Origin of the sequence: Muricoccus roseus (genome assembly GCF_900141905.1) — a bacterium.
In the GTDB taxonomy this organism is placed as follows: Bacteria; Pseudomonadota; Alphaproteobacteria; order Acetobacterales; family Acetobacteraceae; genus Roseomonas; species Roseomonas rosea.
Genome location: NZ_FQZF01000021.1, coordinates 65,122 through 76,951, shown reverse-complemented (window position 1 = coordinate 76,951; position 11,830 = coordinate 65,122). Strand labels below are relative to the sequence as shown.

The following is an 11,830-nucleotide window of genomic DNA, read 5'->3' as shown; positions in this document are numbered from 1 at the left end:
CCCCGGTGGGCGCGGCGTCCGGGATGAATCCCTTCGGCTCCTCCGCCGGCATCCGTCGCTTTGCCTCGCCTGCCGTGAAGGCGGCGCTCAAGCGCCGGGGCGGGCAGCTTCTGGGCATGATCGCGGGCCTGCTGGGCCTGGCGGTGCTGGTGGCGCTGGCCAGCCACAATCCGGCCGACCCCTCGCTTTCCACCGCCACCACCCGGCCACCGACCAACCTGGCCGGTCCCTTCGGCGCCATGGTGTCGGACGTGCTGCTGCAGGGCTTCGGCTGGGCGGGGCTGCTGCCGGCCGCCTGCCTGATGACCTGGGCGCTGCGGCTCTCCACCCATCGTGGCCTCTCCCCCTTCGCTGGCCGGGTGGCGGCGCTGCTGGCCGGGCTGCCGCTGCTGGCTGCCGCCCTCTCCACCACCCCGCTGCCCGCGCCCTTTCCGGGCGGCACCCCCGGCGGGGCGATGGGCCCGCTGGTGCGGGAAGCCGTGGATGAGACGATCGGCGCGGTCTTCGGCCCGTTGGGCAGCGTTCTGGGCAATGCCGCCATCGCCGGCATGGCGGCGGTGGCCGTGGTGCTGGCGCTGGCCATTCCGCTCTCCTCCTGGCGGCGCGCGGGCGGCGCGGCGGCGCGGCGCGGCCATGGGCTGGCCGGCAACATCATCCGCCGCCGCTCCGAGGCGCGCGCCCGCGCGGCCGAGGCGCGCCACGCGCGGGACCGCCTGCACCACCGTGAGGAAGAGGCGCCGCGCCCTGGGCTGATGGGCCGCATCCTCGGCATGCCCGGCGCGATGGCGGGTCTGCTCCGCCGCCGCCCCGAGCCCTCGCCCCAGCTCTCCGCCCTGCTCCGCGCCGCCGATGCGGCCGCCGAGGAGGTGCCCGCCCCGCGCCCCGCCCCGAAGCGGGCGCCGAAGGTGGCGCCGGCGGAACCCCGGGAGGACGAGGCGAAGCCGGATGGCCCGCGCATCGCGGACCGCGTGCTGCCCACCCGCCGCCTGCCGATCAGCGAAACCGTGAAGAAGGGCGACGACGGCAAGTTCCGCCTGCCGCCGCTCTCGCTCCTCGCGCCCGCCCCGCCGCGCCGGGACACCGGGCCTTCGCGCGAGGCGCTGGAGGAGAATGCGCGGCTGCTCGAATCCGTGCTGGACGACTACGGCGTGCGCGGACGCATTGTGGATATCCGCCCGGGCCCCGTCGTTACCCTCTACGAACTGGAGCCGGCACCGGGCACCAAGTCGGCGCGCGTGATCGGCCTGGCGGACGATATCGCCCGCAGCATGTCCGTGCTGGCCGTGCGCATCGCCACCGTGCCCGGCCGCAACGTCATCGGCATCGAGCTGCCGAATGCGAAGCGCGAGATGGTCTACTTCTCCGAGATGATGGAGGCGGAGGACTGGTCGCGGAATTCGGGCAAGCTGCCGCTGGCGCTGGGCAAGGATATCGGCGGCGCGCCCGTCGTGGCCGACCTCGCGCGCATGCCGCACCTGCTCATCGCGGGCACCACCGGCTCGGGCAAGTCGGTCGGGATCAACACGATGATCCTGTCGCTGCTCTACCGCTTCGGGCCGGACGAGTGCCGCTTCATCATGATCGACCCGAAGATGCTGGAGCTCTCGGTCTATGACCGCATCCCGCATCTTCTCGCGCCGGTGGTGACCGAGCCGCCCAAGGCGATCGGCGCGCTGAAGTGGACGGTGCGCGAGATGGAGCGCCGCTACAAGGCGATGAGCCAGCTCGGCGTCCGCAACATCGGCGGCTACAACGAGAAGGTCACGGCCGCCTCCGGGCGCGGCGAGCAGCTCACGCGGCGCGTGCAGACCGGCTTCGATCCGGAGACCGGGAAGCCGGTTTTCGAGGACCAGCCGCTCAACCTCGCCGCCCTGCCGATGATCGTCGTCGTCATCGACGAGATGGCGGACCTGATGATCGTGGCGGGCAAGGAGATCGAGGCGGCGGTGCAGCGGCTGGCGCAGATGGCGCGCGCCGCGGGCATCCATGTGATTATGGCGACCCAGCGCCCCTCGGTGGATGTCATCACCGGCACCATCAAGGCGAACTTCCCCACCCGCATCTCCTTCGCGGTGACGAGCAAGATCGACAGCCGCACCATCCTCGGCGAGCAGGGCGCGGAGCAGCTGCTGGGCCAGGGCGACATGCTGCACATGGCCGGCGGCGGCCGGGTGAACCGCGTGCACGGCCCCTTCGTCTCGGACGAGGAGGTGGAGCGCGTGGTGGACTTCCTGCGCGAGCAGGGCGAGCCCGCCTATATCGAGGAGGTGACGGAGACCGAGGACGACGAGGAGGGCGGCGGCTCGCAGGGCAGCCTCTTCGATGGCGGCGGCGAGAAGGGCCTCTACGAGCAGGCCGTTGCGCTCGTCTCCCGTGAGGGCAAGGCGAGCACCAGCTTCGTCCAGCGCCACCTCAACATCGGCTACAACCGCGCGGCCAAGCTGATCGAGCAGATGGAGCGCGAGGGCGTGGTGGGCCCGGCCAACCATGTCGGCAAGCGCGAGGTGCTCGCCCGCGCCGGGGCCGATGACTGAGGCGCACCGCTTCGCGCCTTCCGGCGGCATCCCCAATTCGGGGCTGCCGCTGCTGGTCTGGCGCGGCGCGCTGCTGGGCGGGGCGGAGGCCATCACGGCCCATTTCGCGCGCCATGGCTGGTCCAATGCCTGGACCAACGGCATCTACGACTATCACCACTTCCACAGCATCGCGCATGAGGCGCTGGGGGTCTCCCATGGCGAGGCGCGGGTGCGCTTCGGCGGCCCGGATGGAGAGACGCTGACGCTGCGCGCGGGGGATGCGGTGCTGATCCCGGCGGGGGTCGGCCATTGCCGGGAATGGGCGAGCGCGGATTTCGAAATCGTCGGCGCCTATCCCGGCGGCGCGGATTACGACATCCGCCGCGGGGTTCCGACCGAGCGGGCGGAGGTGGAGGCGAATATCGCGGCTGTTCCCCTTCCCGCGGGGGACCCGGTGAAGGGCAGGGCGATCCCGGAATGGGGCTGAGGGGCCTGGCCTCGCGCGATTGTCAGGGGCAGGGATGGAATGCCAGCCACGCAGCCGCGCGCCCGCCCGCGCGTTCCTGCCCGGCTTGGATTAACATCGGTGTATCCCCAGATGGCTCCCTCCCGGGCGGTTGGTCGCCCACCGTCCAGGTTTGAAGACAGGATGATCCCAGCCTTCGTCCGGCCATCCCTCGGGCGCGAGACCACTTTGCCTCGCGTCGTGGCGGAGCTGCGTACGCGGTTCAGCGCCCCGCCCGCCGAGCACGGGCCGGTGCCGGCCGATGCGCTGACCATCGCCTCCTACAACGTCCACAAATGCGTGGGCATGGACAAGCGCTTCGACCCCGCCCGCATCGCGGACGTCATCGCGGAGCTGGATGCGGACATCCTCGCCCTGCAGGAGGCGGATCGCCGCTTCGGCCGCCGGGTGGGGCTGCTGGACATGGTGGCCATCGAACGCCGCACGGGGCTGCGCCTCGTGCCGCTCTCCATCATTCCCCAGGGCCATGGCTGGCACGGCAACGCCCTGCTGGTGCGCGGTGGCCATGCCGTGCGGGTGCGCCGCCTGGCGCTGCCGGGGGGCGAGCCGCGCGGCGCGGCCGTGGTGGACATGGAATTCCCTGCCGGCCCGCTGCGCGTTGTGGCCGCCCATTTCGGCCTTCTGCGGCGCCACCGCTCCCGCCAGGTGGATGCCATCCTCGATTCCATCGCCGAGGATGCCCACATCCCCACCGTGATGCTTGGTGACCTGAACGAATGGCGCCCGGGCCGCCGCTCTTCCCTCAAGGGGCTGGAGGGCAGCTTCGGCCATGCCAGGCCCGGCCCGGCGACCTTTCCCAGCCGGATGCCGGTCTTCTCGCTCGACCGGATCCTCGGCCGGCCGCAGGCGCTGGTGCGGGCGCTGGAGGCGCATGATTCGCCGCTGGCCCGCATCGCCTCCGACCACCTCCCCCTCAAGGCCAAGCTGGACCTCGCGGCGGCTCTGGAAGCGCTGAAGCAGTCCTCCGCGCTGGCCGCGGCGGCCTGATGCCCCGCTCCCCGGAGCCGGGTGGGGGGGCGGGCACGATGCTCGCGGAACTCCCGGCCCCGGCGGAGCTTCCGCCCGGCGTCGCCCATGGGGGCAGCGGCGTGTGCCTGATGCCCGGTGGGCTGGAAGCCTTCGCGGCGCGCGTCCAGGCCGCGCGCGGGGCCACCACCCGGCTGGACCTGCAATACTACATCTGGCGCGGCGACCTGACCGGCAGCGTGCTGGCGCAGGAGGTGCTCCATGTCGCCGACCGCGGCGTGCAGGTGCGCGTCCTGCTGGACGACATGTACGCGATCGGGCGCGAGCGCGTGCTGGTCGCGCTCGACGCGCATCCGAACATCGAGGTGCGGCTGTTCAACGCCACCCGCTGGCGGCGCTTCGGCCAGATCGGGCTGATGCTCGAGATCCTGTTCGGCGGCTGGCACCTGAACCGGCGCATGCACAACAAGGCCTGGATCGCGGATGGCCGGGTGGCGATCTGCGGCGGCCGCAACATCGGCGACGAGTATTTCGACGCGTCCGGCGAGTTCAACTTCCGCGACCTCGACCTGGTGATCGCCGGCGGGGCGGCCGGCGAGGCGCAGCGCATCTTCGAGCGCTATTGGCACCACCGACTCGCCCGGCCGGTCGCCGTCGTCACGCAGACGCCGCACCGGCGCGGCGGGCTGAAGGGCCTGGCCGCGAAGCTCCAGGCGGCCTGCGCCGCACCCCAGGCCCGGCCCTTCTTCGAGGAGCTGGGCGCCGATGCGGCGGTCGCCGAGATGATGAAGGGCGACCCGTCCCGCCTCTCCCCCGTGGGGCCGGCGGATATCCGGGTGCTCGCCGACCCGCCGGATAAGGCACGGGGCCGGGCCCCGGCCGCCGAATGCCTGGCGCCCGCCATCCTGGAGGCGCTGCGCCGGGCAAAGCGCGAGGCCCTGCTGATTTCCCCCTATTTCGTCCCGGGCTCCGAAGGGGCGGCGCTGCTGGAGGATCTGGCGAGAGGCGGTGTGCGCGTCTCGGTCGTGACCAACTCCCTCGCGGCGACCGATGTGGTGGCCGTCCATGGCGGCTATGCCCGCTATCGCGAGCGGCTGCTGGATGCGGGGGTGGAACTGCACGAGCTCAAGCCCTCCGGCGAGGAGGGGGCGAGCGTCTTCGGCTCCCGCGGCGCCAGCCTGCACACCAAGGCGCTGGTCGTGGATTGCGAGGAGGCCTTCGTCGGCTCTTTCAACCTCGACCCCCGCTCGGTGGCGCTGAACACCGAGATGGGCACCTTCGTCCGTCACCCCGGAATCGCCCGCAAGCTCTGCGAGGAGCATGCGCGTCTCGCCGAGCCGTCGCGGAGCTGGCGCGTGAGCCGGGACGGCATCCGCCTGGCCTGGACGGCCGAGGTGGGGGGAACGGCGGAGAAGCGCCACCTGGAGCCCGACGCCTCGCTCTCCCGCCGAATCCTGGCGGAGCTGGTGCGGATGCTGCCGGTGGAATCCCAGCTCTAAGCCGCCCCACACCAAGCTTTGAGGGCCGTTCGCCCTTGTGGTGCCACGGAGGCATGGCCTTCTCCCTTCGGCCTGCTTTTACCGGAGGGCTCATGCGCCGCCTCATCCCCGTCCTGCCCGCGGCAATTCTGTCTATGGCGGCGCTGGCGCCGGGCGCCCAGGCGCAGAACCGCCCGGCCACCTTTCCCACGCGGGATGTCACCGTCGCCTACAGGGTCCTCGGCAACGCCTCTCCCCAGACGCCACGGGAATTCACCGTGGCCGCCCTGGCCGCCGAGGGGCGGCTGCGCGTCGAATCCCCTTCCATGCCCGCCTGGGCGCTGGCCGACCGCCGCACCGGGCGGACGGAGATGGTGATGGATTCGATGCGCGTGGTGACGCCGAGCCCGGTGCGGCAGGAGGAGGCCGTGCGCTACCTCCGCCTGGCCGAAACCGCGCGGCTGACCCGCACGGGCACGGCCAGCCAGGCCGGGCAGGGCTGCACGAATTACCGCTGGGAGGAGAGGGGCCAGCGCGGCACCGCCTGCCTGACAGCGGATGGCGTGCTGCTGCGCGGCGTCAATGACCGGGGGGAGGGGGTGGAGGCCACACGGGTGGAATACACCCGCCATGACCCCATGCGCTTCCGCGTCCCCGAAGGCTATCGCCGCGTGGACCTCGGCGACATGGCCCGGAGCCTCGGGCTGGGGCTGCCGCGCCGCTGAGGCGAGGGCTCCGCCCTCGACCCGCCAAGGGCCTGAGGCCCTTGGAACCCCGTCTGACTGCCGTGGATGCCCCGGATCGAAGGGGTCTCTGGTTGAAGGGGGCTGATTCTGCCTTTGCAGTCGCCTGAGGTCATCGACCTCAGGCACACCGTCAGCCCCGTGATTCCAAACTTCTAGAAAAAGATGATGGTGAGGGGGCCGGGGAGAGGAAGAATTCCTTCTTCCTCTCCCCGGGACGCACCGAACCGATCAGGACAGGAACCCGGTGGAAATCAGACCAGGTTCAGCCGAAGAAGACCTTCAGGAAGACGAGCAGGAGGACGACCGCGATGATCCCCCACATCGTGGCCTTGGTGAACATCGCCCAGCCCGTCTGGCGCTCGGCGAGGATGTCCTTGGACTTCACCTCAACATAGTCGATGTGCTGCTGGGCCTCGGCCATCGGGTCCACCTCGTTTGATGGGCCGCACCGGAAGAGGGCGGCGTGTCAGGCCGTTTCTGTAGGCACCGCGAGGGAAGCGGGCAAGGGGTTGGCGAAGGCGCCTTCGGCCATCGGCACATCCAGCACCGCCCGCCCGGCCACCAGCCGCGCGGCGCCGGAGGCGGCCCAGGCCAGGGCCGCGGGGTAGAGCCGGTGTTCCTGCGCCAGCACGCGGGCCGCCAGGGCGGCTTCGTCGTCCTCGGGCAGCACGGGCACGGCGGCCTGGGCGATCACCGGCCCCTCGTCCACCCCGGGCGTCACGAAATGCACGGTGCAGCCATGCAGGCGCACCCCCGCGGCCAGGGCGCGGGCATGGGTGTCCAGCCCGGGGAAGGCGGGGAGGAGGCTGGGATGGATGTTCAGCATCCGCCCGGCCCAGGCGGAGACGAAGCCTTCCGTCAGCACGCGCATGAAGCCGGCCAGGGCGATCAGCTCGATCCCCGCCTTCTCCAGCCGGGCCTGCATCGCCGCCTCGAACCCCGTGCGGTCCTTCCCGAAGGGGCGGCTTTCCACCACGGCGGTCGGGATGCCGGCGGCCTGCGCGCGCTCCAGCCCGGCGGCATCCGCCTTGTTGGAGAGGACGAGCGCGAGTTCCGCCGGGTAGTCCGGGTGCCGGGCCGCCGCGATCAGCGCGCCCAGATTGCTGCCGCGGCCCGAGATGAGGACCGCGACGCGCCTCCTCAGTTCGGCCATGCGGGGGAGAGGCCTTCCATGCGCACCTCGGCCTCGCCCTCGCCAGCCTCGATGCGGCCGATTCGATAGGCCGTCTCGCCATGCTCGCGGAGCATCGCGATCGCCGCCTCGGCCTTCGCTTCCTCGACGACCAGTGCCATGCCGATGCCGCAGTTGAAGACGCGCAGCATCTCCTCCGGCTCCACCCCGCCGGTGCGGGCCAGCCAGCCGAAGACGGGCGGCACCGGCCAGGCGGTCGCGTCCACCACGGCCACGGCTCCCTCCGGCAGCACGCGGGGCAGATTACCCGGCAGGCCGCCGCCGGTGATGTGGGCGGCCGCCTTGATCAGCCCGGCGCGGTGCAGGGCCAGGACGGGCTTCACATAGATTCGGGTGGGCTCCAGGAGCGCCTCGCCCAGGCTCTTCCCGGCGGCGAAGGGGGCGGGGTCGCCCAGCTCGGCATTCCCCGCCTCGACGATGCGGCGGACCAGGGAATAGCCGTTCGAATGCACGCCGGAGGCGCCGAGGCCGAGCACCACGTCGCCCGGTCCCACGTCGCCGGAGGGCAGCAGCGCCCCGCGCTCGGCGGCGCCGACGGAGAAGCCGGCCAGGTCGTAGTCGCCCTTGTGATACATGCCCGGCATCTCGGCCGTCTCGCCGCCCACCAGGGCGCAGCCGGCCTGCCGGCAGCCCTCGGCGATGCCGGAGACCACATCCGCCGCCTGGGCCACGTCCAGCGCGCCGGTGGCGAAGTAATCCAGGAAGAAGAGCGGCTCGGCGCCCTGCACCACCAGGTCGTTCACGCACATGGCCACCAGGTCGATCCCCACGGTGGCGTGGTGATTCGCGTCGATCGCCAGCCGCAGCTTCGTGCCCACCCCGTCGGTGGAGGAGACCAGGACGGGGTCCTGGAAGCCCGCCGCCTTGAGGTCGAACAGGGCGCCGAAGCCGCCGAGCCCGCCCATCGTGCCCTTGCGGTCCGTGGAGCGGGCGAGGGGCTTGATCCGGTCCACCAGCGCGTCGCCGGCTTCGATATCCACCCCGGCATCGCGGTAGGTCAGTCTGGTCATGGCGGTCCTTGATCGGCTATCCCAGGGGCGGTCCACGGGGGAGCGGCTTATGCCCAGTTCAGACGGTCGCGGAACCCAACATTTTCGGCGCCCGCGCGCAATCCATCCGCGGCGCGGGGCGGGGATGCAGGCGATTCGTGGTGCGGCGCTCGGCGTCGCGCTGCTCGCCGTGCCCTTCATGGCGCCTTCCCGCGCCCTGGCCCAGGACGATCCGGCCGTGCAGCGCGGCGTTCCGGCGGAGGCGACCGCCGCCAATGCCGTGGTGGCAAAGGAGCGGGCGATCGCCAACGCGCAGCGCCTGGCCTACCAGCGCTATGCCGCCGCCACGGGCGCGAATCCCAACGCCTCGGCCTCGCAGATCGAGTCGATGGTGACGAGCATGGTGGTGGAGCAGGAGCGCTCCACCCTGAACGGCTATTCCGGCCGCTACACCATCCGCTTCCGCGGTGCCGGCACCTCCTCCAGCGGGGCGGCGACGGCCAGCGCCGGTTCGGGCGGGGGCGCGCTGCCACCGCTCGGCGGGGCCTCCGCGCCGCCTTCCGCCCCCGCCAGCCTGCCGCCGGGCACGCCGCCGATCCTGCCGCTCAGCGCCTATGTCGAGGCCGGGACGAATTTCCGCTCCCTCGACGAATGGCTGGCCCTCCGGCGCCGCCTGCTCGCCCAGCCCTCGGTGGGCAGCGTGGACATCCTCGCGATCTCGACCGAAGGGGCGCGGCTGCGGATCGGGCTGCGCAGCCCGCCGGGCGTCGCGGCGCAGGAGCTGGCGGGCGGTGGCGTGGTGCTGGCGCCGAGCCAGCCGCCGTCCCCCTCCGGCCTGCCGAACCCCACCACCGGTCCGGGCTGGCGGGTCGGCCTTGCCGGAGGAGCGTGATACGGCGGCTGAGGAGAGGGGTGGTCCGGAGCATGGCGGCGGCGAGGCCTCCTCGCCGGCGGAAAGCGCGCTGTTCACCCTGCCCAATGTCATCACCCTCGCGCGGCTCTGCGCCGTGCCCGCGGTGGTGTGGCTGGTGATCCAGCACCGGCTGGACCTCGCCTTCCTCCTCTTCGTGGGCGCCGGCATCTCCGATGCCGTGGATGGCTGGCTGGCGCGGGTGCGCAACGCCCGCTCCTTCATTGGCTCCGTGCTCGACCCCCTGGCGGACAAGGCGCTGCTCGTCTCGGTCTATGTCACCCTCGCCATCATCGGCGTCCTGCCGGACTGGCTGGCCATCCTGGTGGTGTTCCGGGACCTGCTGATCGTGGGCGGGCTGCTGGTGCTGGCCCTGATGGGGCTGCGCCCCGCCATCCAGCCGCTTTTCATCTCGAAGCTGAACACGGCGATGCAGATCGGCCTGGCGGGCACCGCCCTTCTCCTGGCGGGCTTTGCGCTGGACGGAGGCTGGCTGCTGCCGGCGCTCATCGCCTGCGTGGCCGCCACCACCATCGCCTCCGGCATCGCCTATGTCCGGGACGCCGCGCGCGCCCTGCCGAAATGAGCGCGCCCCCGAACCAGGCCCCGGCCCCGAATCCCGTGCCGACCCCCCTCCGCCCTGAACTGCCCCGCTCCCCCGGCCCGCGCAACGCCACGCGGGCGCAGCGGCTGGGGCTGGTCTTCGGGCTGCTGGCGGCCGCCTTCTTCGCCCTGTGGTTCTTCGCGGCGATCCTCACGCCCTTCGTCCTGGCCGTCTGCATCGCCTATTTCCTCGACCCCGTGGCGGACCGGATGGCGCGGATCGGCATCCCGCGATGGCTCGGGGCGGGGATCCTGATCGCGGGGCTGCTCACCCTCGCGCTGATCGCGCTGCTGCTGCTCTACCCCTTGCTGATCTCCCAGATCGGCGTGCTGCTGGCCCGGCTGCCCTCCTATGTGACGCGGATCGGCACCATGCTGCAGGACGCGTTGGCCGCGGCTGAGGAGCGGATGCAGCCCATGGTGCTGGACCCCCGGCTGAAGGACCTGGCGGTCTCGCAGCTCGGCTCCATCCTTGTCTGGCTCGGCACCTCGGCCACGCGGCTGATCGGCGGCGGCTACGCGCTGTTCAACGTCTTCACCTTCGCGGTGGTGACGCCCATCGTCGGCTTCTACCTGCTGCGCGACTGGCCGCGGATCATGGCGCGGCTGGAAACCTGGCTGCCCCGCCGCAACGCCGCCGTGCTGCGCCAGCTCGCCCATGACACGGACCGCGTGCTTTCGGCCTGGCTGCGCGGGCAGCTGATCTGCTGCGCCCTGCTGGCCGTGTACTACGCCCTGGCCCTTTCCGCGGTCGGGCTGGAACTGGGGCTGCTCGTCGGGCTGCTGGCGGGAATGTTCACCTTCATCCCCTATGTCGGCTCCATGACGGGCATGGCCACAGCCGTCCTGCTCGCCATAGGCCAGTTCGGCTCCTGGCGGGACGTGGCGATGGTGGCTGCCGTGTTCCTGACCGGCCAGATCGTCGAAGGCTACATCATCTATCCCCGCCTGCTGGGCGGGCGGGTGGAGCTGCATGCCGTCTGGGTCATCTTCGCCCTGTTCGCGGGCGGTGTGGCCTTCGGCTTCCTGGGCGTGCTGCTGGCCGTGCCCATCGCCGCCGCCATCGGGGTGCTGGCGCGCTACTGGCTGCGCCGCTACCTCGAAAGCCCCCTCTATCTCGACCCGCCCCGGACAGGGGGCTGATCCGCCATGCCCCGCCAGCTTCCCCTGCCGCTGCTTCCGCGCGCCGAAATCGAGATGGATCCCATCCCCGATTCGTCGAACGCGGTGGCGCGCACCTGGCTGGGCGACCCGGGAAGCTGGCCCTCCGGCCGGCTGGCCCTGCACGGGCCGGAGGGCAGCGGAAAATCGGCCTTCCTCGCCCAGGCCGCCCGGCGCCTCGGGCTGCGCCGCCTTTCCGGCCCCGCCCTGCGCGGCGTGCCGGAAGGCGCGCCGACCGCGCTGGATGACGCCGATTGCGCGGCCGAGGAGCCCGCCCTGTTCCACCTCATCAATGCCTGCGCCGCCGGCGGCCACCTGCTGTTGATGGCGGGGCGAGAGCCGCCCTCCCGCTGGGAGGCCCGGCTGCCGGACCTGGCCAGCCGGCTGCGCGCCACCGCCGCCGCGCCCCTGGCCCAGCCAACCGACGGCCTGCTCCGCGCCCTGCTGGCCCGGCATTTCGCCCGCCGGCAGCTCCGGGTGGAGCCGGCGATCCAGGATTGGCTGCTCGCCCGCCTGCCGCGGGAGGCAGCGGTGCTGGCCGAGGCCGCGGCCCGGCTGGACCGCGCGGCACTGGCCGATGGCGGCCGGGTCACCCGCGCCCTGGCCCGCGGCTCGCTGGCCGGGCTGATCGATGGCAGCGGCTCTGGCGGGCCGGAAGACGGGTGGGAAGGATTCGGTGACGATTCCGTGGCAACCTCCGCCACGCCCTCCGCTTCCATGGGTACACTGCTGTAGCCTCCGCC

At 72.2% G+C, this 11,830-nt stretch carries 12 protein-coding genes; 9 read left to right on the top strand and 3 right to left on the bottom strand.

Annotation, left to right across the window (positions count from 1 at the left end; translation table 11 throughout):
- Positions 1-23: 23 nt before the first annotated feature.
- The 5 genes from BUB97_RS17155 to BUB97_RS17135 all read left to right on the top strand — a co-directional run bounded on the left by BUB97_RS17155 (position 24) and on the right by BUB97_RS17135 (position 6,211).
- Complete coding sequence (locus tag BUB97_RS17155; protein ID WP_073136955.1) at positions 24-2,534, top strand: FtsK/SpoIIIE family DNA translocase; 2,511 nt, start codon at positions 24-26, stop codon at positions 2,532-2,534.
- Positions 2,527-3,003 (top strand): hypothetical protein, encoded by a 477-nt coding sequence (locus tag BUB97_RS17150; RefSeq protein WP_073136953.1) that lies wholly within the window; start codon positions 2,527-2,529, stop codon positions 3,001-3,003. Before BUB97_RS17155 ends, BUB97_RS17150 begins: the two co-directional genes overlap by 8 nt.
- Before the next feature lie 162 nt (positions 3,004-3,165).
- The gene (locus BUB97_RS17145; RefSeq protein ID WP_086062285.1) at positions 3,166-4,029 is read left to right on the top strand and encodes an endonuclease/exonuclease/phosphatase family protein; all 864 of its coding nucleotides are present in this window, start codon (positions 3,166-3,168) and stop codon (positions 4,027-4,029) included.
- A complete protein-coding gene (locus BUB97_RS17140; RefSeq protein ID WP_073136950.1) occupies positions 4,029-5,507 on the top strand; it encodes a phospholipase D family protein in 1,479 nt (492 codons plus the stop codon). Before BUB97_RS17145 ends, BUB97_RS17140 begins: the two co-directional genes overlap by 1 nt.
- Positions 5,508-5,599: 92 nt before the next feature.
- Positions 5,600-6,211 (top strand): hypothetical protein, encoded by a 612-nt coding sequence (locus BUB97_RS17135; protein ID WP_073136948.1) that lies wholly within the window; start codon positions 5,600-5,602, stop codon positions 6,209-6,211.
- Positions 6,212-6,494: 283 nt separating this feature from the next.
- On the opposite strand, the gene BUB97_RS17130 is transcribed toward BUB97_RS17135, so the two are convergent.
- Genes BUB97_RS17130 through purM form a run of 3 tightly spaced genes read right to left on the bottom strand, consistent with a single transcriptional unit; the run spans position 6,495 to position 8,434 of the window.
- On the bottom strand, positions 6,495-6,653 hold the full coding sequence (locus tag BUB97_RS17130; protein WP_073136947.1) for an aa3-type cytochrome c oxidase subunit IV: 159 nt from the start codon (positions 6,651-6,653) through the stop codon (positions 6,495-6,497).
- A 45-nt stretch (positions 6,654-6,698) separates the two neighbouring features.
- Positions 6,699-7,385, bottom strand: coding sequence for a phosphoribosylglycinamide formyltransferase (purN, locus tag BUB97_RS17125; RefSeq protein WP_073136945.1), 687 nt, complete (start codon positions 7,383-7,385; stop codon positions 6,699-6,701).
- The gene (gene purM, locus BUB97_RS17120) at positions 7,373-8,434 is read right to left on the bottom strand and encodes a phosphoribosylformylglycinamidine cyclo-ligase (protein WP_073136943.1); all 1,062 of its coding nucleotides are present in this window, start codon (positions 8,432-8,434) and stop codon (positions 7,373-7,375) included. The genes purN and purM overlap by 13 nt, the downstream gene beginning before the upstream one ends.
- Positions 8,435-8,558: 124 nt before the next feature.
- On the opposite strand from purM, the gene BUB97_RS26930 reads away from it, so the two are divergent.
- Genes BUB97_RS26930 through BUB97_RS17100 form a run of 4 tightly spaced genes read left to right on the top strand, consistent with a single transcriptional unit; the run spans position 8,559 to position 11,822 of the window.
- Positions 8,559-9,305, top strand: coding sequence for a hypothetical protein (locus BUB97_RS26930; protein WP_073136941.1), 747 nt, complete (start codon positions 8,559-8,561; stop codon positions 9,303-9,305).
- A complete protein-coding gene (locus tag BUB97_RS25535; RefSeq protein ID WP_245818341.1) occupies positions 9,289-9,909 on the top strand; it encodes a CDP-alcohol phosphatidyltransferase family protein in 621 nt (206 codons plus the stop codon). The genes BUB97_RS26930 and BUB97_RS25535 overlap by 17 nt, the downstream gene beginning before the upstream one ends.
- A 35-nt stretch (positions 9,910-9,944) precedes the next feature.
- A complete protein-coding gene (locus tag BUB97_RS17105) occupies positions 9,945-11,069 on the top strand; it encodes an AI-2E family transporter (RefSeq protein WP_245818340.1) in 1,125 nt (374 codons plus the stop codon).
- A gap of 6 nt (positions 11,070-11,075) precedes the next feature.
- Complete coding sequence (locus BUB97_RS17100) at positions 11,076-11,822, top strand: P-loop NTPase family protein (RefSeq protein ID WP_073136939.1); 747 nt, start codon at positions 11,076-11,078, stop codon at positions 11,820-11,822.
- Positions 11,823-11,830: the final 8 nt, after the last annotated feature.

Coding starts and splice junctions, on each gene's coding strand:
- BUB97_RS17155 (WP_073136955.1), top strand. CDS start 24: ATGAATCCCTTCGGCTCCTCCGCCGGCATCCGTCGCTTTGCCTCGCCT.
- BUB97_RS17150 (WP_073136953.1), top strand. CDS start 2,527: ATGACTGAGGCGCACCGCTTCGCGCCTTCCGGCGGCATCCCCAATTCG.
- BUB97_RS17145 (WP_086062285.1), top strand. CDS start 3,166: ATGATCCCAGCCTTCGTCCGGCCATCCCTCGGGCGCGAGACCACTTTG.
- BUB97_RS17140 (WP_073136950.1), top strand. CDS start 4,029: ATGCCCCGCTCCCCGGAGCCGGGTGGGGGGGCGGGCACGATGCTCGCG.
- BUB97_RS17135 (WP_073136948.1), top strand. CDS start 5,600: ATGCGCCGCCTCATCCCCGTCCTGCCCGCGGCAATTCTGTCTATGGCG.
- BUB97_RS17130 (WP_073136947.1), bottom strand. CDS start 6,653: ATGGCCGAGGCCCAGCAGCACATCGACTATGTTGAGGTGAAGTCCAAG.
- purN (WP_073136945.1), bottom strand. CDS start 7,385: ATGGCCGAACTGAGGAGGCGCGTCGCGGTCCTCATCTCGGGCCGCGGC.
- purM (WP_073136943.1), bottom strand. CDS start 8,434: ATGACCAGACTGACCTACCGCGATGCCGGGGTGGATATCGAAGCCGGC.
- BUB97_RS26930 (WP_073136941.1), top strand. CDS start 8,559: ATGCAGGCGATTCGTGGTGCGGCGCTCGGCGTCGCGCTGCTCGCCGTG.
- BUB97_RS17100 (WP_073136939.1), top strand. CDS start 11,076: ATGCCCCGCCAGCTTCCCCTGCCGCTGCTTCCGCGCGCCGAAATCGAG.